This is a genomic window from Myxococcus faecalis (assembly GCF_050039385.1).
GTDB classification, from domain to species: Bacteria; Myxococcota; Myxococcia; order Myxococcales; family Myxococcaceae; genus Myxococcus; species Myxococcus fulvus.
In genome coordinates, this window is sequence record NZ_CP144336.1 from 3,420,999 (window position 1) to 3,438,986 (window position 17,988).

Below are 17,988 nucleotides of genomic sequence, written 5' to 3' on the forward strand. Positions count from 1 at the left end.
ACCTCTCCCCTCACAAGCGACACGCGCGTGTGCCGCGTGGGTCACCAGAGGACCAGGGCCCGCTCGGTCGCCCGGGTGCCGCACTCGTGGTTGCCACCCAGGAAGGCGCGAGGCTACGGTCCGCCCGCCATGTCACCGAGCCCATCCCTCTTCCAGTTCCTCAAGCGCGAGGTCCTCGTCGCCGAGCACGAGGTGTTCCACCGCACGCTGAGAGAGACGCTCGTGGGCACCTGCGACAGCGTGCTCGACATCGGCTGTGGCTCGGGCTCGCCCCTGAAGCACATCTCCCGCGAGTTCTCGCGCACCGTCGGCGTCGATGGCTACACCGCGAGCATCGAGCGCAGCCGCGCCGCGGGCATCCATCAGGAGTACCACCAACTGGACCTGCTCCAGGTGGGGCAGCACTTCGCGCCCAAGAGCTTCGACGCGGTCATCGCGCTCGACGTCATCGAGCACTTCGACAAACCCGAGGGCTATCGGCTGCTGGAGATGATGGAGTCGCTCGCACGCAAGCGCGTCGTCATCTTCACGCCCAACGGCTTCCTGCCGCAGGACGAGTGGGACAACAACGTGCACCAGGTGCACCGCTCGGGTTGGGAGGTCTATGACTTCGAGCTGCGCGGCTACCGTGTCACCGGCATGAGCGGCCTGAAGCCGCTGCGCGGAGACTTCGCGCTGCCGCGCATCCGGCCCGCGCGCCTGGGCAGCCGCCTGTCCATCCTCACCGAGCCGCTGGCGACGCGTGTTCCGCAGCTCGCCTTCCAGCTCTTCGCCGTCCGCGACATGGAGGCCTCCTGAGCCGTGGAGGCCCCCACGTGGCATCTGCTCACGGGTGAGTATCCGCCCCAGCCCGGCGGCGTCAGTGACTACACGGCCCTCGTCGCCCGGGGGCTCGCGCTCCGAGGTCAGCGGGTCCACGTCTGGGCTCCCGGTGACACGGGCACGCTCGACGAGCAGGGCGTCACGGTCCACCGCATCCCCGGGACCTTCACTCCACCGGGCCTGGTCCGGCTGACGCGTGAGCTGGACCGGTGTCCCGGACCTCGGCGGTTGCTGCTCCAGTATGTGCCGCATGCCTTCGGGATGAAGGCGATGAACGTGCCATTCTGCGCCTGGTTCTCCTCACGGGTGCAGGACGAGCGCTGGGTGTTCTTCCACGAGATTGTCTACCCGTGGAGTCTGGCTTCGCCCGTGCGGCACCAGGTGCTCGCGGGCGTCACCCGTGTGATGGCGCGACTGGTGGCCCGGGACGCTCGGCGCATGTTCGTCTCCATTCCCACCTGGGCGGACCATCTGCCCTCCGCGCTTCGCGGACGCGCGGAATGGAGACCGGTTCCCAGCACGCTGCCCACGGAGGTGCCCGAGGACCTCGTGCGCGCGGTGCGCGAGGAGTTGGACGCGGGCCTCTGGCTGGGCCACTTCGGAACCTATGGAGCCGCGATTCGCGGGCCGCTCGAGACGGTGCTCGTGTCGCTGCTGCGCGCGGACGAGCGGCGGCGGTTCCTGCTGTTGGGCCGAGGCAGTCGTCACGTCGCGCGGGAGCTGGGCGAGCAACATCCCGGGCTCACCGCGCGAATCGTCGCGCGCGAGGACCTCGCGCCTTTGGAGCTTGCGGCCCATCTGTCCGCGATGGACGCGTTGATCCAGCCCTACCCGGATGGGGTCAGCACCCGACGCACGTCCGCCATGGCGGGACTTGCGCTGGGCCGCGCGCTCGTCACGCAGACGGGACTCCTGACGGAGCCGCTCTGGCGTGAGTCGCACGCCGTCGCCCTTGCGGGTGACACGAGCCCCGGTGCGATGATTGAAGTCGCCGAACGGCTCCTCGCTCGGCCGGAGGAACCCGTGGCGCTCGGTGAGCGCGCGGCTCGGCTGTATCGGGAGCGCTTCGCGCTGGAGCACACCGTGGAGACGCTCCTCTCGGATATCGGGAGTCGCTCGTGAAGACGTCACTCGAGCTCGCGGTGCTGATGGACCCTCGTGAGGAGGGCTGGCACAGCATGGACCTGGTGGGCGAGGCGCTCCTGGAGGAGCTCGCTGCACACCCTTCCGAAGTCTCCGCGCATGCGCTTCGTCCCCCCATCCCCTCCGTGGCGCGACGGGTGCCTGGAGTGGGCGCGCGGAATGCCGCGTTCAATGTGGACCGGCTGCTGACCCGCTTCGGTCTCTACCCGGCTCGGGCGCTGCTCTCGCGGCCCTGGTTCGACGCCTTCCATGTCGTGGACCACAGCTATGCCCAGCTCGTCCACGCGCTCCCGGCTTCGCGCACGGGGGTCTACTGTCACGACCTGGATGCGTTTCGCTCCGTCGTGGAGCCACACCGTGAGCAGCGGCCCGCGTGGTTCCGACTCCTGGCACGGGCACAGCTCCGTGGTCTCGAGCGCGCCGCCATCGTCTTCCACAACTCCCAGGCCGTTCGTGATGAGCTCCTCGCCCACGGACTCGTCGACCCCGCGCGCCTGGTCTGGGCGCCTCTCGGAACCTCGCCGGAGTACAGGCCCGAGCCCGTCGCTGGCGACCAGAGCGAACAGGTGCTCGCGTCCCTCGGTGGACGGCCGTATCTGTTGCACGTCGGGAGCGCGATTCCACGCAAGCGACTGGACGTCCTCTTCGAAGTGTTCGCCGCGCTGCGCGCACGGCACCCGGACCTGCGGCTCGTCCAGCAAGGTGGCGCGCTGAATGCGGCGCAGCGAGAGCAGGTCGCGCGACTGGGAATGGGTGATGCGCTGGTGCAGCCGCCCTTCCAGGCTCGCGCCACGCTCGCGGGCATGTACCGACGTGCGAAGGCCGTGCTCATCACGAGCGAGGCCGAGGGCTTCGGCCTGCCCCTCATTGAGGCCCTCGCCTGCGGCGTCCCAGTGGTGGCGAGTGACTTGCCCGTGCTGCGCGAAGTGGGCGCGGACACGTGTCTCTACTGCCCTGTCGGCGACCTCGCTGCGTGGACGATGACCGTTGACGCGCTTCTCTCGGGGAAGCTGTCCCCGCCTCCACTAGACGCCCGCCTCGCTCGCGCGGCGCGCTTCACGTGGAAGGCTCACGGTCGAACCATCCTGGACGCGTATCAGCACCTCTTGCGCTGAAACCGACACACGGCTCACAGCGTGACGTGGTGCTCGATGAACGCGCCCGCGTGAATCTCCAGCGAGCCGCTGTACGTCGTCGCGGCATCCCGGCCCCGCACCTCCAGCCGATGGATGCCCTCGGGCAGCTCGAGCACGTAGCGCTCCCCGTGACTCTTCCCGTTCACGAGCACCTCCCTCAGCGGAGGTCCGCTCACCCTGAGCACCACGGTGCCCGTCCCTGGCACCTCGCTCACCAGCGCCGGAGTCGACTGGCGACGCATGGAGGCCGCTCGCGCCTGTGACAGGAACGCCCAGCCTCCGACCACCAGCACCAGCGCCAGCGCTCCGCCCATCCACCACTTGCGCGAACGCCGAGGACGCACCGTGCGGTGGTCCAACGCCGTCTGCTCCAGCAACATCGTGGGCGCTTCCACATTCGTCCGCTGGTCCGAATCCGCAGCCGGGGCGCGACGCTCAGGCATCCTCGCCCGCCGCACCTTCGCCTTGGGAGGCGCCTGCAACGGCGCCATGGAGAGCCGCGTGGCCCCTTCCGAGAAGCTCGCGAGGATGCCCTTCAGCTCCCGACGCACCGCCTCCGCCGACGCGGGCCGCGCCGAGGGAGCCTTCTCCAAGAGCCGCGCCACCAGTGCCGCCAGCGAGGCATTCACCTCCCTATAACGCGACACGGGCGGCGGCGGCGTGCGGACATGCTGCAACACGATACCCATCGCCGACTCCCCCTCGAAGGGAAGCCGCTTCGTGAGCATCTCGAAGGCCATCACCCCCACCGCGTACAGGTCCGTCTGCGGACTCACCTGCTGACCACAGGCCTGCTCCGGCGCGATGTACTCCGGCGTCCCCACCAACGCGTTGGCGTGCGTCTGCGGCGTGCTCCCGTACGGCGCCTCGCTGCGCTTCGCGATGCCGAAGTCGAGCACCTTCACCGACTCCGAGCCATCCCCCTCACGCACCAGGAACACGTTGCCGGGCTTGAGGTCGCGGTGGATGACGCCCACGCCGTGCGCCGCGCCCAGCGCGCTCAACAGCGCATCGAGAATGCGGATGACCTCCACCTCCAGCATCGGCGCGCGCTGGAGCAGCACCTCGTCCAACGGCGCACCGTCCAGGTACTCCATCACCAGGTACTGGCCCACGTCGGGGATGGTGCCGAAGCCGAAGATGTCGATGATGCCGCGATGACGGATGGCCGCCGCCGAGCGCGCCTCCGTGGCCAGGTCCCTGGCGCGACCGCCCTCGACGTAGTCCGGGCGGATCACCTTCACGGCCACCCGGCGACCGATGACGGCGTGCTCGCCCTCGTAGACGATGCCCATGCCGCCATGGCCGATGCGGCGCTTGATGAGGTAGTCGCCCACCTTCGTGCCCACGAGCACGTCGCGCGTGACGGAGTCCTCCCACGTCATGTCGCCCGCGGGAGCCTTCGCCACCAGCGGCCGCACGACCTCCGTGCGCGTCTGCCGGCCTCGCTTGAACGTGGCCTCATCCGTGTCGTCACGCGACTCGGAGCGGTACGCCCCCGCGCCAGCGGCGACACCCGCACGAAAGACCTCGCGCGGGCACACCGTCACTCCCGGCCTGTGGTTCGCACCACAGCGAGGACATTTACGCGCAGGACTCATCGTCGCTCGCATCATGGCCCGGCAAGCAGGCCGGAAGCCATCTCACCCGCGGGTCTCCCAACGGCTCGGAAAACACTTTTCTGGATTCACTTCTCTGGCTTGATTTCATTTCCAAGACATCGCGGCATCCCCATGAGTCCTTGACGGACTGTGACCCAGGGGTGCGGTCCCGCACGACTTCATGAACCCTCATTGACGCCCTCGAAGGGCTCTGCTTCGGTCCATCAGGCGTGCGCGTCCTCTTCCTCAATCCTGTAGGTATTGTCGGCGGCGCGGAGCGCGCGTTGCTCGATTTGATGTCCTGCCTGCGCGAGCTGGACGCGGGGCTGTCGCTCCACCTGTTCTCGGGGATGGAGGGGCCGCTGCTGGAGCAGGCCCGTCGGCTGGGCGTGGACGCGCGCTGCCTGCCAATGCCCTCGCACCTGTCGAGCCTGGGGGACAGCGCGCTGCGCGGACAGAACCTGGGAGATACGCTGCGCTTCGCGAGCAAGCTGCTCCCGGTGCCCGCCCTGCTCGCGAGCCACGGACACGTGCTGCGACGCGAGGTCGCCCGCCTGCGCCCGGACCTCATCCACTCCAACGGCATCAAGTCCCACCTGCTGAGTGCCGTCACTGCGGGCCTGCCGCTCCGGCGCGTCTGGCACGTCCACGACTTCCTCGGTGAGCGTCCCCTGGTGCGACGTGCGATGGGCGCCCTCGCACCGCTGGCCTCGGCGGCCATCGCCAACTCGCGCGCCGTGGGAGACGACACCCGGGAGGTGCTCCTCAAGGTCCCCGTGCAGGTCGTCTACAACGGCGTGGACGTGAACCGCTTCGCTCCGGACACGGGCGGCACCGCCGACCTGGACACGCTGGCGGGCCTGCCTCCCGCCCCGGCGGGGACGTCGCGCGTCGGCCTGGTGGCCACCTATGCACGCTGGAAGGGACAGGACCTCTTCCTGGAGGCCGCCGAGGCGCTGACGCGCGTGGAGCCGTCGCTGCCCGTGCGCTTCTACGTGGTCGGCTCGCCGCTGTACCAGACGGCGGGCTCGCAGTTCTCCGAGGACGAGCTGCGTCGCCTCATCGAGCAGCGCAACCTCACCGGACGCGTCGGGCTGGTGCCCTTCCAGCCCGACTCCGCGCCCGTCTACCGCGCGCTGGACGTCTTCGTGCACGCCAGCACGCGGCGCGAGCCCTTCGGTCTCACCATCGCGGAGGCCCTGGCCTGTGCCCGCCCCTCCATCGTCTCGCGCGCGAGCGGCGCGGCCGAGGCGCTCACCGATGGCGTGGACGCGCTCACGCTGGCGCCGAACGATGCCCATGCCCTGGCGGAGGCGCTGCGCCGGCTGCTGACGGATGCGTCCCTGCGTGCCCGGTTGGGCACCGCGGCCCGGAGCACCGCCGTGGAGCGCTTCTCCCGCCAGCGCTACGCCCGCGAGATTCTCGCCGTGTACCGCTCGCTGCTGGGCGGACAGCCCGCCTCTCGCGCGGGTTGACCACCCTGGGGGGCTCTGGTTTCGTCCGCCGCTCACTGGAGCTTCCGTGCAGCGGCCTCGCAGACTCGTCACCGTCTCGCACTCATACGTCGTCACCCTCAACCGGCGCCTCGCCAACGAGATGGCCCGCGTCGGAGGCGGCGCTTGGGATGTCACCGCCGTCGCGCCTCGCTTCTTCCACGGTGACCTGCGCCCCATCCACCTCCAGCCGGACTCCGACGAGCCCGCGAAGGTGGAGGGAGTGCGAGCCTTCCTCAGTCGCTCGCCGCATGCATTCGTCTACGGCCCCGAGCTGCGCGAGCACCTGCGGCGCGGCGTGGACCTGGTCCATGCCTGGGAGGAGCCCTTCGTCCTCGCGGGGCTTGAGGTGGCCCTGCTCACCCCGCGCCGCGTGCCCCTGGTCTTCAGCACCTTCCAGAACCTCTCCAAGCGCTACCCGCCGCCCTTCGCGCAGACGGAGCGCTTCGTCGTCGGGCGCAGCACCGGGTGGGTCGCGGGCGGCCAGACGGTGAAGGACAACCTGCTCGGCCGACCGGGCTATGCCGCGCGCCGCTCCTGCATCATCCCCATGGGCGTGGACACGGAGCTGTTCCGACCGGACCGCGCCTCGGGCGAGGCCGTGCGGCGCGAGCTCGGGTGGCGCGCGGACGGTCCTCCCGTCATCGGCTACCTGGGGCGCTTCGTCCCCGAGAAGGGCGTGTCGCTGCTGATGCGCGTGCTGGAGCAGCTCCGCACGCCGTGGCGCGCGCTGTTCGCCGGGGGAGGCCCCCTGGAGGCGGAGCTGCGCGCCTGGGCCGCGCGTCACGAGGACCGCGTGCGCATCCTCACCGGCGTGCCCCACGAGGGCGTGCCGCGCGTGCTCAACGCCATGGATGTGCTCTGCGGCCCGAGCCAGACGATGCCTCGGTGGAAGGAGCAGTTCGGCCGCATGCTCGCGGAGGCCTTCGCGTGCGGCGTACCCGTGCTCGCGAGCACCTCCGGCGAAATCCCCCACACCGTGGGCGACGCGGGACGACTGCTGCCGGAGGCGGATGACTCCGCGTGGGCTCGCGCGCTCTCGGACGTGCTGGAGAGCCCCGAGCTCCGGCGCGAGCTGTCGTCACGCGGCCGCGAGTGGGCCGTGCGGCGCTTCTCCTGGCCCGTCGTCGCTCGCGCCCACCTGGACTTCTTCGAAACGCTGCTCGAGCTACGCTGAAGCGCTCAGCCCTCGCGCTCCATCACCTGGACGATGCCGGCGGCCATGTCGTCCCACGTCCACGCGCGCAGCCGCTCCGAGAAGGCCGCCACGTGGGGGGCCCACGCCGCCTCGTGCTCGCGCCACGACTCCAGCGCGCGGACCAACCCGTCCACGTCATCCGGGTCATCCAGCAGCAGTCCCCCGAGCTCCGTCGGATAGCGCTCGGCCACGCCCGCCGAGCGGCTCACCAGCGCGGGCAGCCCCGAGCACAGCGCCTCGTGGACACCCAGCCCGTAGGCCTCGTACCGCGTCGGGGACACCAGCAGGTCCGCCGCGGACAGCAGCGCGGGCACATCCCGTCGGAAGCCGAGGAACTCGATGCGCCGCTCCAGCCCCCGCGTGCGCGCCTCCTGCTCCCAGGCCTCGCGCTGCGCGCCCACACCCACCACCTTCAGGTCCACGCCCCAGTCCCCGTGCGCGTGCAGCCGCGCCCACGCGTGGAACAGGGAGTCGAAGCCCTTGCGACGGTCTCCCAGCGCGCCCACGAAGAGCGCCACGCGCCGGTCCTCCGGCCAGCCCAGCTCCGCGCGCGCCGCGCGTCGAGCCTCGGGGGACACCGGATGGAAGCGCTCCGAGTCGTTGCCGTAATAGACGACGTGCACCCGCGCCTCGGGAACCCCCGTGGCCGCCACCAGGTCCGCGCGTGTCCGCTTCGAGTTGGCCAGGATGACGTTCGAGCGCCACAGCGCCTTGCGCTCCTCGCTCACGAAGCGCGCGTGCCCCACCCGGCCCTTCACCTGGCGCAGCACGCCGCCGACGTGCTCCGAGACATAGGCCCCGTGCACGTAGTGCACCCAGTTGGCGCCGGGCACGACGCAGTTGCCGCCGTTGGCCAGCACCCGACCGCCCTCGGCGCGCGTGCGCAGCGCCCACGCCTTGCCCATCGCGGCCAGCAGCGGCTCGCCGAGCAGATAGGAGTTCGCGGGCTTGGGCACCTTCACGAAGCGCACGTTGGGGAAGCCGAGCAGCTCGTCCGCCACGCGGTGGGCCACCAGCCGCACGGGACCGCCCTGCTTCGCCAGCCAGTGCGCGAGCGCCAGGTTGGCGCGGTCCATTCCACCCGTGGCGACGAAATCACCGGCGATGAGCGTGTAGGGTCTTCGCATGCGTCCAGGCGCCGAAGAGCGCCGCGTTGAGCAACCAGAACTCCATGCCCACCTGGCTCATGAAGAACGGATAGCTGAAGGTCAGGGCCAGCGCGCCCAGGTTGTAGGCGAAGATGACGCTTCCCCACAGCCAGAACTCGTCGCCGGAGTCCTGGCGCCGCCGGGCCATCTGGAGCACCCACGCCATCGTCGCCAGGAGCGCCAGGGGGTAGAGCACCACCACCACGATGCCGCCGTCGTAGACCCACGCCGTCCACTGGATTTCGGCCCACAGGGGCGGCTGCGCCGGGTCGGAGTTGTCCCCGAAGTACGCGTTGGCCATGCCGTAGCGCCCCAGGCCCGCGCCCAGCGGATACTCCGGGAGGAAGTACTCGAAGGTGCCCTCTAGGAAGCGGCCCCGGTTGCTGTGATAGACCTCCTCCGGCTTCGCCTCGAACAAGCTGTCCCAGCGCTTCTGCACCGCGTCGCCACCCACGGCCACGGCCCAGCCGAAGGCGAACACGCTCGCCATTCCCACCACCGCCATCAGCTTCGCCAGCCGCGCCACGCGGCCGGTGAGCACGAGCATGCCCGCCATCGCCGCCAGACAGACGCCCAGCGTCAGCGCAATCGCGCGCACCTGGCACAGGTAGAGGCAGAGCAGCCCCACCAGGATGCCCACGACGCTCAGCGCGCGCGACAGGCCCTTGCGCGAGGACAAGAGGAAGCCGCTGCCGAGCAGCACCGCGTAGAAGCCTCCCGTCGCCGCGCCGCCCGGCATGTCCGTCAGGCCCATGGGGCGGAAGACGCGCGCGCCGCTGGCGGTCTCGAACTCCAGGCTGCGCAGGTAGGAATCGCCCTGCGCCTGCACCGCGGCCGACATCGCCGGCTGGAAGCGGCCCGGGAAGTAGACCTGGAGCACCCCCACCGAGGCGCTGGCCGTGTTGAAGAGGAACAACAGCGTGAGGGTGAGCCGGAAGACGCGCGAGTCGATGGACAGCCGCGTCACCCAGAACAGCGGCGCGATGATGGACAACTGGATGCCCAGTTGCACCACGCCGGCCATCGGGCTGACGGTGCCCGGGTGGAAGAAGTTGAGCGTGGTGATGGCCAGCGAGCCCACCACGAAGGGCACCGCCGGATGTCTCGCCCCGCGTCCGGGGACGAGCACCAGCAGCGCCAGGCTCAACCCGAACGCCAGGATGCGCACCAGCACCCGCAGCGGCGCGATGGCCTCCACCAGCAGCGCGAGCTGACACGCGACGAGCACGCCGATGAACAGCGGCACCAGCCGGCTCGAGGACAAGAAGCCCGTGCGAGGCGCCGCGGGCGGGGCCTCCTTCGTTGGCGCCTGTGCTTGCCGTGGCGTCGCCACCTCCAGGGGCGCGCCCGGCGCGCGGCGCACGTACCTGCGCCCGAGCACACCAGGCCCCTGGAGCTGAGGCCGGGAGGACGGACGTGGCGCGCTCACGCCTCGACTCCCGACACGGCCACGCGCAGGTCCTCGCCCAGGCCGCGCAAGAAGACCTCCGGCGCACAGAGCGCCGCCGCGCGAGCGGGCCCACCCGCGCCCAGCTTGCGCCGCGCCTCCGCGTCCACCACCAGTCGCAGGAGCGCGGAGGACAGCGCGCCGGCCTCGGGTGCGACGAGCCGACCACACGTCTCGTCCACGATTTCCAGCGGCCCGCCCTGCGCCGTCGTCACCACGGGCAGCCCCGCCTGGAGCGCCTCCACGAAGGCCAGGCCGAAGGGCTCCGGCGACGTGTTGGGCTGGCAGTGCACGTCCGCCGCGCGCATCAACCGGGGCACGTCCGCACGCTGCCCCAGGAAGCGCACCCGTCCCTCCAAGCCGAGCGCTCGCGTCTGCGCGACCAATCCCTCCAGGTAGCGCGACTCCTCCTCGCGCTGAGCGCCCCCCGCCACCCACAGTCGCCAGCCCCGCGCCTCGCGCATGCGGCCCAGGGCCTCGAGCAGCAGCCGGTGTCCCTTCCACGCCTCCATCCGGCAGGCCTGGAGGATGACCACGTCATCGTCACTGGCGCCGAGTTCGGCTCGCAGCGCCGCGCGCTCCGAGGGCTCCGGAACCCGCGCTGGTTCCTGCACCAGGGGATGGCGCACCCGATGCGGAGCCCGGGGATACACGCTGCCAAGTGAACGGGCGGCGTACGCGCTGTTGGCGAGCACCAGGTCCGGCGAGGTGACACCGGCCCAGCGCTCCACCCAGTGCGCACCCGTCAAGGCATCGTGCTGGTAGAAGACCAGCGGCACACCGGCCGCGCGCGCCACGGGACCGAACACCGCCTGCGGCCACGCCGCGTGGCAGACGACCACCGCGTACCCGCCGGTCTTCAGCAACGCGCCCAGCGCCCGCCGTGCGCGCCACACCGTCCAGGGCCGCGCCACCCGCACGCTCCCCAACAGGTGGACCGCGGCGCCCGCCTCGCGCAGCTCCGTCGACAGCCGCCCCTCGAAGCACAGCGCGTACTCATGCGCCGTGCCCTCCGCGTGGCGCGAGGACGCCCGCGCCAGCGCGACGAGGAAGGACTCGATGCCTCCGTAGAGGTTGCCGCTGTAGACATGCAGCGCGCGCATGCGGCGTCTCAGGCCCTCCCCGTACCGGTGAGCGCGGGGACCTCGCTCGGGGCCTCCGTCATCTCCGGCACGGGACGACCGAGCGCCTCCGCGTAGAGCTTCAGGCTGCGCGTCGCCATCACGTCGTGCCGCAGCTCCGCCTCCGCGCGCTCCCTGGCCCCACGGCCCAGCCGCTCCGCCAGCCCCGGCTCCTCCACGAGCCGCCTCGCCGCACGCGCCAGCGCGTCCGCGTCCCCCACCGGCACCGTCAGGCCCGTCTCCTCGTGGCGGCTCACCCACGCGACGCCCGAGTGCGGAATCGCCGTGTTCAACACCGGCAGGCCGCTGGCCATCGCCTCCGCCTGCGACAGGCCATAGGCCTCGCTGCGCGCGTTGCTCGGGAACCAGAGCGCGGTGGCGGCGCGATAGGCCCCCATCAGCGAGGCCGGCGGCAGATAGCCCGCCCACGTCACGCGGGACTCCACGCCGAGCGCCTTCGCCCGGGCGCGGCCCTCCGCCTCCAGCGGCCCCACGCCCACCACCACCAGCCGCCCCGGCGCCTTCGCCAGGGCCTCCAGCGCGGTGAACAGTCCCTTGTAGTAGACGAGCCGCCCCACCATCAGCCACAGCGGCGTCCCCGCGAAGTCCTGACGCCAGCGCGCCTCGGCGGCGAGCACCTCCGCGGACGGCCGCAGGTACGGCTCCACGTCGATGCCGAGCGGCAACGCCCGCACCTTGCTCCGGAACAGCTTCAGCAGCGAGGAGCCCTCGATGTACGCCTCGCTGTCCGAGAAGATTCGCAGCGCGCGCGTGTAGAGCAGGAGCTCCAGCGGCCGGAACAGCGCGCCCGCGACCTTCTGCCGGATGACGTCGCTGTGGTGCGTGACGAACACGGCCGGCAGCCGGGGCATCATGTCCAGCGCCAGCAGCATCGTCGGGTTCGGCGCGTGCAGGTGCACCACATCCACGCCCTGGGCGAGCATCCGCCGCAGCGTCCCGGGCAGCTCCGGCAGCACGTCCATGCGCGCCACCGACGCGCGCCGCCCCAGCCTCACCACCCGCACCAGCCCGTCCCACTCCTCGAGCGTGGGGCTCTTCCCGTGGAACTCGTGGCTGGTGTTCCCCGAGTCGCGCGAGTGGTTGGCGCACAGCACCTCCACCCGCGCACCCTGCGCCGCCTGCGCGCGCGCCAGCGTCTGGACATGGCTCTCGATGCCGCCGGACGCCGGCGGATAGAACTTGCCCAGGTGCAACACCCGGAGGCCCGCTCCCGTCAGCGTGCCGCTCACGACTGCGCCACCCGGTCCTTGGGGTCCTCGGCGTACTGCCCGTAGCCCTGGTAGGCGATGTACGTGCCGCCATAGCCCGGGGCCTTGAGGTCCACGTCGTTGAGGACGGCGCCGTACATGCGCGCCTGCACGTCCGCCAGCGAGCGCAGCGCGCGCTGCGCCGAGTCCCGGTTCGTCTTGCCCGCCTTGAGCACCAGCACCACGCCGTCACACTGCGTGGCCAGCACCGCCGCGTCCGCCACCGCGTTGAGCGGCGGGCTGTCCAACAGGACGCGGTCAAACTTCCCCGCCACCAGCTTGAGCAGGTCCGCGAACGCGCGCGTGTGCAGCAGCTCCGCCGGGTTCGGCGGCAAGGGGCCACACGGGAGCAGGAAGAGCCCGGGGACCTCGGTGCTCTTCACCGCGGCCTCCAGCGTCCCCTCACCCACCACCAGCGAGGAGATGCCCAGCTCGTTGGGCACGCCGAAGGCCCGGTGCAGCCGGGGCCTGCGCATGTCCGTGTCCAGCAGCAACACCCGGTTGCCGCTCTGGGCCATGGCCACACCCAGGCTGATGGTCGTGGTGGACTTGCCTTCCTGCGGCCCGCTGGACGTGACGACCAGCGTCTTGAAGGGCGTGTCCGGCGACATGAAGAGCAGGTTGGTGCGGATGGCCCGACAGCACTCGGCCACCGACGACTTGGGCTCGCGGTGCACGAAGAGGTCGCGGTCCTTGGGCGGACGGTTGCCCTCGATACGCGGCATGACGCCCAGGAAGGCCAGCCCCAGCCGCCCCTCCACGTCCTCCTGCGAGGCCACCGTGTTCGCCAGGAGGTCCAAGAGCAGCGCCACGCCCAGCCCCGTCAAGAGGCCGAGCACCACGCCCACCATCAGGTTGCGCTTCACGTGGGGCTTGACCGGCGCGAACTGTGGACGCGCCGGGTCCAGCACGCGCACGTTGCTGGTGCGAAGCAGGCCCGACAGCTCGATGTCCTTGAGCCGCTTGAGCACCAGCTCGTACAGGCGCTGGTTGTTGTCCGACTCGCGCTTGAGCCGGTCGTACTCGATGGACTTCTTGTTCACCTGGAAGGCCTCGGCCTTGGCCTCGTCGAGCAGCTTCACCAGGTTCTTGCGCTGCGCCTCCGCCTCCGACAGCTCCGTCTCCGCCAGGCGCACCACGTTGCGCAGGCTCTTGAGGAAGTCGGCTTGAATCACCGCGAGCTTGCCCTGGCACTCCAGGAGCTTGGGGTGCTCGGGCAGGTAGCGCTCGGCCAGCTCCGCGCACGCGACGCGCGCGTCGGTGTAGCTCTTGCGCAAATCCTGGATGGGCCCGTCCTTCGCGCCCGGCAGCGCCTCCGCCCACGTCTCGTCGTCGGGGGACGCCTTGCGCAGCTTCTGGATGGCCTCCACGCGCGCCTGCAGCGCGGCGATGCGCGTGCTCACCTGGGTGAGGTTCAGGTTGTAGCTGTTGATGCGGTCGCTGACGATGCTCATCCGCGACTCGAGCGACGTGGACAGCATGTCCGCGTCCTTCTTGAAGTCGTAGACGGCCAGCTCGCTCGCCTTGGACGTGTTCTCCAAATCCTCCAGCCGGCTCTCCAGCCAGCTGCGCGCGTCGTCCGTCATGCGCAGCTTGAGCGCCAGGTTCTCCGCCATGTACGCGTTGGCGACCTCGTTGGCGAGCAGCGCCGCGCGCGCCGCGTCCAGGTCATCCACCGCGATGTTCATCACCCGCGAGTCCTTGGCGGGCAGCACCCGGATGCGCGACTGGAGCAGCCCCACCGCGTCCGCGCCCTGCATCGCCTGCACGCGGGCCTTCTCATCCGAGATGTGCGCGACGCCCAGGTAGCTGGCGTCCGTGGACAGGCCCAGCTTGTCCACCACGCGGCTGGCCACCGCGCGCGAGGTGATGATCTCGCTCTGGGTGGCGTAGTACTCCTTGTTGAACCAGTAGTTGCTGCGCTCCTCGCCCATCACCTCCTTGACCTCGCCGTCGAGGAAGCGCGGCGCCGTCACGTCGATGATGAGGGAGGTGCTGGCGGAGAAGACCTTGGGCTGGCGCAGCGTGTAGACGGCCGACAGCGCCGCCACCACCACCGCCACGCCGAGCACGACCCACTTGCGCCGCCACAGCGCCCGCGCGCGGAGCATCAACCCCGCGGACGTCGGGCCACCGGTGCCACCGGCCGGGTCGAACACCGTTCCATCCACGTCTCGTCTCTCCTGGAGCCCTGGGGCGCCGCGCGGTGCGGCGGCGCCCGGCACCCGCCGGCCCCGACCTTCACCCACACCCATGGAAATCACCGTCGAGCGTGCCGTGTCCGCCCGGGGTTGTCCATCGTTCCGCCGCCGCCTGGAAGCCCCCCATCCCACCCTTCTTCGAGGCGGGGCCGCGCGCATCCGGGGCGCCTGTGCTAGTGAGCCCGACGTGAGCTTCCAGCATTCGGTCATCATCCCCTTCGACCCCTCCACCGCGGATGCCGCCGCCCACTTCGCCCGCGAGCTGTCGGGTCGCGCCGAGGTCGTCCTCGCCGGCGCCGGACGGCCCGACGTGGCGTCGAGCCCCGGCCTGCGGGTGCTGGACGTGCAGGGAGGCAAGGGCGCGGCCATCCGGGCGGCGCTCGCGCATGTGACGAGCCCCGTGACGGTGCTCCAGGACCCGGACGCCGCCTACGCCGCGGACGCCTACGAGGCCCTGATGGGCCCCCTGCGCGACGACACCGCGGACGCCGTGTTCGGCCACCGCGCCACGACGGGGCTGTCGCCCGAGCTGTGGGCCGAGCGCGCGATGGGACAGGTCACCCGCTTCGTCACGGACGTGGCGGTGACGGACCCGCTCAGCGGCGTGCGCGCGTTCCGCACGGAGGCGCTGCGCTCCGTCACCCTCACCAGCGACGACGACGCGGTGGACGCGGAGCTGGTGGTGAAGCTGGCCGCGCAGCTGTACCGGCTCACCGAGGTCTCCCTGCCTCCGCTGCAGGCGGTGCCGCGCCGTCCGCGCGCCGCGCGCCTGTCCCAGCTGCGCACCCTGATGCGCTACGCCACCGTGCGCGACGACGCGGACAACCAGCACGAGGGCTACACCACGCTGGAGCGCATGGACGGGGCCACGCACTACAACCAGTGGCTGGGCCGCCGCTTCCGTGAGCACCTGGGCCGCCGCGTGCTGGAGATCGGCGCGGGCATCGGCACGATTACCCGCGAGCTGGAGTCCGGCGCGGAGCTGCTCATCGCGCTGGAGGTGGACCGCTTCTACGTGGACCGGCTCAAGAACCTCTTCCGCGGCCGTCCGCACGTGCGCCCGTATCTGTCGGACGTGGCGCTGGCGGATTGGGAGTCACTGAAGAAGGAGCAGCTGGACACCATCGTGCTGTCCAACGTGCTCGAGCACATCCCGGATGACGGCTCGGCGGTGCGCCGCTTCCGGCAGATCCTGGCGCCCGGGGGCCGCGTGCTCATCCTGGTGCCGGCGCTGGAGCAGCTCTTCGGCAGCATCGACGAGGCGGTGGGGCACTACCGTCGCTACACGCCCGCCACGCTGCGCGCGGTGCTGGAGGAGAACGGGTTCGAGGTGGAGAAGCTGGAGTGGATGAACCTGGTGGGCATGCCCGGCTGGTTCGTCAACAGCCGCCTGTTCCGCCGCCGCTCGGTGCCCAAGCTCCAGCTCAAGCTCTACGACACGCTGGCCCCGCTGTTCGCCCGCGCCGAGGCCCACGTGAAGCTGCCGGTGGGCATGAGCCTCTTCGCCGTGGCCCGCGTCACCGGTGGCGAGGCGTGAGCGGGCCGTGCCGCCCGCGCCCGGAGGACCCGGCGCCGTGAGCCCGGCCGACCCCGGCACCGCGGGAGCGCAGCGCGACGAGACGGTCTCTGGCGCGACGGCGACGAGCCCCGGCGCCGAGGTGTCAGCGACCGCGACGCCCCCCGCCCCCATCGCGGCCTCGCGGGGTGCTCCGCGCTGGGTCTGGGCCAGCCTCGCGGCGCTGTACCTCCTGCTGTTCCCCTACCACCCGAAGCTGCGCTCGCCCAACGAGCTGTGCCGGCTGTGGCAGACCATCTCGCTGGTGGACCACGGCACGCTCGTCATCAACGAGGTGCTGCGCGAGCGCGGCTACGTGGGTGACCTGTCCGTGAAGGACGGGAAGTACTACCCCAGCAAGGCCCCGCTGCTGTCGTTCGCCGCCACCCCGCTCTACGCGGCGCTGCGCGCGGTGGCCCGCCCGGGCCCGGTGCCGGAAGTGCCACTGGTCTTCTTCTCGCGCCTGTTCCTCACGGTGCTGCCCACGCTGTGGATGCTGTGGCTGGTGCGACGGTATCTGCGCGAGCACCTGTCACCGCTCGTCTCGGATGCGCTCACGGTGACGTATGGCCTGGGCTCGCTGGCGTTCAGCTACTCGCTCTTGTTCATGAGCCACCAGACGGTGGCGGTGCTGCTCTTCGCGGGCTTCTATGCCCTGTGGCGCTGTGCTCGCGGCGATTGGCGGGAGCGGGGGTACGTGCTCGCGGGCGTGTGCGCGGGCGCCACCGTGGCGGCGGAGTACACCGGCGCGCTCGGCGTGCTGGGGCTGGTGCTGTACGGCGTGCTCACCTTCCTGCTCCAGGAGGCCCCCGCGCGCGAGCGCTGGAAGGGCCTGGGGCGCGCCGCGGGGCTCGCCACGCTGGGGGCGCTGCCCTTCGTGGTGGCGCTGATGCTGTATCACCAGGCCGCCTTCGGCCACCCGCTGACGAGCGGCTACAAGCACCTCAACGACGCGGGCTATCAGCCGTGGCACCTGGGGGGCTTTTTGGGCATCCGCACGCCGGACCCGCGCGCCTTCACCCTGTCGCTCGTCTCGCCGCTGCGGGGGTTGTTCACCCTGGCGCCCTTCCTGCTCCTGGCCATCCCTGGCGTGACGCGGCTGACGTTCCGGCGCGGCGCGAGCGCCGAGGCCCGCGCCACCGCGTGGATGACGGCGGCGCTCGTCGCCGGCTACCTCTACTTCACGTCGTCGTTCTCCTACGACTCCTGGGGATGGACGACGGGCCCTCGTCACCTGACCGGGCTGGTGCCCTTCCTGCTGCTGCCCGCGGGGCTCTGGCTTGCGCGACTGCGCGCCGCGCCCCGTCCGGTGGCCCTGGGGCTCGCCGCCATGCTGTGCGGGGCGGCCATCCTCACCACGGGGCTGGCCACCTTCGTCAATTACATCCCAGACGATGTCTCCAACGTGCTCGGAGGGCTGACGCTCCCGCTGTTGTCCGACGGCTACTTCCCGCCGTCGGTGCTCTCCTTCCTGGGGCTCCCCCAGCCCGCGGCCGGCGGGGTGTTGCTCGCCGTGCTCGTCGCCGTGACGTGCTGGGTCTTCCTGGCCCTGGCCACGCCTCCGGGACGCCGCGCGCCGGGCGTGGGGGCCTGGGGCGCGGCGGTGGCCACGCTGCTCGTGCTCGCCACCCTGCACCACGCCTCCACCGAGCACGACACCGCGGACCAGAACGCCACGCGCTTCCTGGAGTCGGTATGGCTCGCACCTCCCCAAAGTCGCGTGTCCTTCTGGCCCCTCCCGGGTCGCTGAGACTTCATACATTTTCGGATTCATCGCGAATTCGATGAATCACAAACACATTCCAAGACACGCCTGACACCTGTGACACCTCGCAAGTTTTGCGAGGCTCGCAAA

13 protein-coding genes are annotated in these 17,988 nt (G+C 71.1%); 7 read left to right on the forward strand and 6 right to left on the reverse strand.

Annotation, left to right across the window (positions count from 1 at the left end):
• Nucleotides 1–129: 129 nt before the first annotated feature.
• Genes VZQ01_RS13535 through VZQ01_RS13545 form a run of 3 tightly spaced genes read left to right on the forward strand, consistent with a single transcriptional unit; the run spans nt 130 to nt 3,080 of the window.
• Nucleotides 130–798: a class I SAM-dependent methyltransferase gene (locus tag VZQ01_RS13535; protein WP_141323392.1), complete on the forward strand. Its 669-nt coding sequence runs from the start codon at nt 130–132 to the stop codon at nt 796–798.
• 3 nt (nt 799–801) lie between these two features.
• Nucleotides 802–1,944: a glycosyltransferase gene (locus VZQ01_RS13540; protein ID WP_408888047.1), complete on the forward strand. Its 1,143-nt coding sequence runs from the start codon at nt 802–804 to the stop codon at nt 1,942–1,944.
• Nucleotides 1,945–1,970: 26 nt separating this feature from the next.
• The gene (locus VZQ01_RS13545) at nt 1,971–3,080 is read left to right on the forward strand and encodes a glycosyltransferase family 4 protein (protein WP_426748961.1); all 1,110 of its coding nucleotides are present in this window, start codon (nt 1,971–1,973) and stop codon (nt 3,078–3,080) included.
• Nucleotides 3,081–3,094: 14 nt separating this feature from the next.
• Here the strand turns inward: VZQ01_RS13545 and VZQ01_RS13550 are convergent, their stop codons facing one another.
• Complete coding sequence (locus tag VZQ01_RS13550) at nt 3,095–4,522, reverse strand: serine/threonine-protein kinase (RefSeq protein ID WP_426748027.1); 1,428 nt, start codon at nt 4,520–4,522, stop codon at nt 3,095–3,097.
• A 410-nt stretch (nt 4,523–4,932) separates the two neighbouring features.
• Here VZQ01_RS13550 and VZQ01_RS13555 point away from each other — a divergent pair, with 410 nt between their 5' ends.
• Together VZQ01_RS13555 and VZQ01_RS13560 are read left to right on the forward strand one after the other, a co-directional pair.
• Nucleotides 4,933–6,177, forward strand: a complete 1,245-nt coding sequence (locus VZQ01_RS13555; RefSeq protein WP_426748028.1) for a glycosyltransferase family 4 protein — start codon at nt 4,933–4,935, stop codon at nt 6,175–6,177.
• A 46-nt stretch (nt 6,178–6,223) separates the two neighbouring features.
• Complete coding sequence (locus VZQ01_RS13560) at nt 6,224–7,372, forward strand: glycosyltransferase family 4 protein (RefSeq protein ID WP_426748029.1); 1,149 nt, start codon at nt 6,224–6,226, stop codon at nt 7,370–7,372.
• 5 nt (nt 7,373–7,377) lie between these two features.
• Here VZQ01_RS13560 and VZQ01_RS13565 read toward each other — a convergent pair whose 3' ends face one another.
• The 5 genes from VZQ01_RS13565 to VZQ01_RS13585 are packed head-to-tail and all read right to left on the reverse strand — an operon-like array spanning nt 7,378 to nt 14,548.
• Nucleotides 7,378–8,520, reverse strand: a complete 1,143-nt coding sequence (locus VZQ01_RS13565; protein ID WP_426748030.1) for a glycosyltransferase family 4 protein — start codon at nt 8,518–8,520, stop codon at nt 7,378–7,380.
• Nucleotides 8,489–9,970: an O-antigen ligase family protein gene (locus VZQ01_RS13570; RefSeq protein WP_223746116.1), complete on the reverse strand. Its 1,482-nt coding sequence runs from the start codon at nt 9,968–9,970 to the stop codon at nt 8,489–8,491. Before VZQ01_RS13570 ends, VZQ01_RS13565 begins: the two co-directional genes overlap by 32 nt.
• Complete coding sequence (locus VZQ01_RS13575) at nt 9,967–11,091, reverse strand: glycosyltransferase (RefSeq protein WP_426748031.1); 1,125 nt, start codon at nt 11,089–11,091, stop codon at nt 9,967–9,969. The genes VZQ01_RS13570 and VZQ01_RS13575 overlap by 4 nt, the downstream gene beginning before the upstream one ends.
• Before the next feature lie 8 nt (nt 11,092–11,099).
• Nucleotides 11,100–12,359 (reverse strand): glycosyltransferase, encoded by a 1,260-nt coding sequence (locus VZQ01_RS13580; RefSeq protein WP_223783477.1) that lies wholly within the window; start codon nt 12,357–12,359, stop codon nt 11,100–11,102.
• Nucleotides 12,356–14,548 carry a GumC family protein gene (locus tag VZQ01_RS13585; RefSeq protein WP_426748032.1) on the reverse strand — a complete coding sequence of 731 codons (2,193 nt, stop codon included), beginning with the start codon at nt 14,546–14,548 and terminating at the stop codon, nt 12,356–12,358. Before VZQ01_RS13585 ends, VZQ01_RS13580 begins: the two co-directional genes overlap by 4 nt.
• A gap of 217 nt (nt 14,549–14,765) precedes the next feature.
• On the opposite strand from VZQ01_RS13585, the gene VZQ01_RS13590 reads away from it, so the two are divergent.
• Nucleotides 14,766–16,115, forward strand: coding sequence for a methyltransferase domain-containing protein (locus tag VZQ01_RS13590; protein ID WP_223783479.1), 1,350 nt, complete (start codon nt 14,766–14,768; stop codon nt 16,113–16,115).
• Between the two features lie 121 nt (nt 16,116–16,236).
• On the forward strand, nt 16,237–17,883 hold the full coding sequence (locus VZQ01_RS13595; RefSeq protein ID WP_426748962.1) for a hypothetical protein: 1,647 nt from the start codon (nt 16,237–16,239) through the stop codon (nt 17,881–17,883).
• Nucleotides 17,884–17,988: the final 105 nt, after the last annotated feature.

What these genes read in the sequence shown, in the direction of transcription:
- VZQ01_RS13545 (WP_426748961.1), top strand. Translation starts at nt 1,971, where the DNA reads ATGGACCCTCGTGAGGAGGGCTGGCACAGCATGGACCTGGTGGGCGAG.
- VZQ01_RS13535 (WP_141323392.1), top strand. Translation starts at nt 130, where the DNA reads ATGTCACCGAGCCCATCCCTCTTCCAGTTCCTCAAGCGCGAGGTCCTC.
- VZQ01_RS13575 (WP_426748031.1), bottom strand. Translation starts at nt 11,091, where the DNA reads ATGCGCGCGCTGCATGTCTACAGCGGCAACCTCTACGGAGGCATCGAG.
- VZQ01_RS13565 (WP_426748030.1), bottom strand. Translation starts at nt 8,520, where the DNA reads ATGCGAAGACCCTACACGCTCATCGCCGGTGATTTCGTCGCCACGGGT.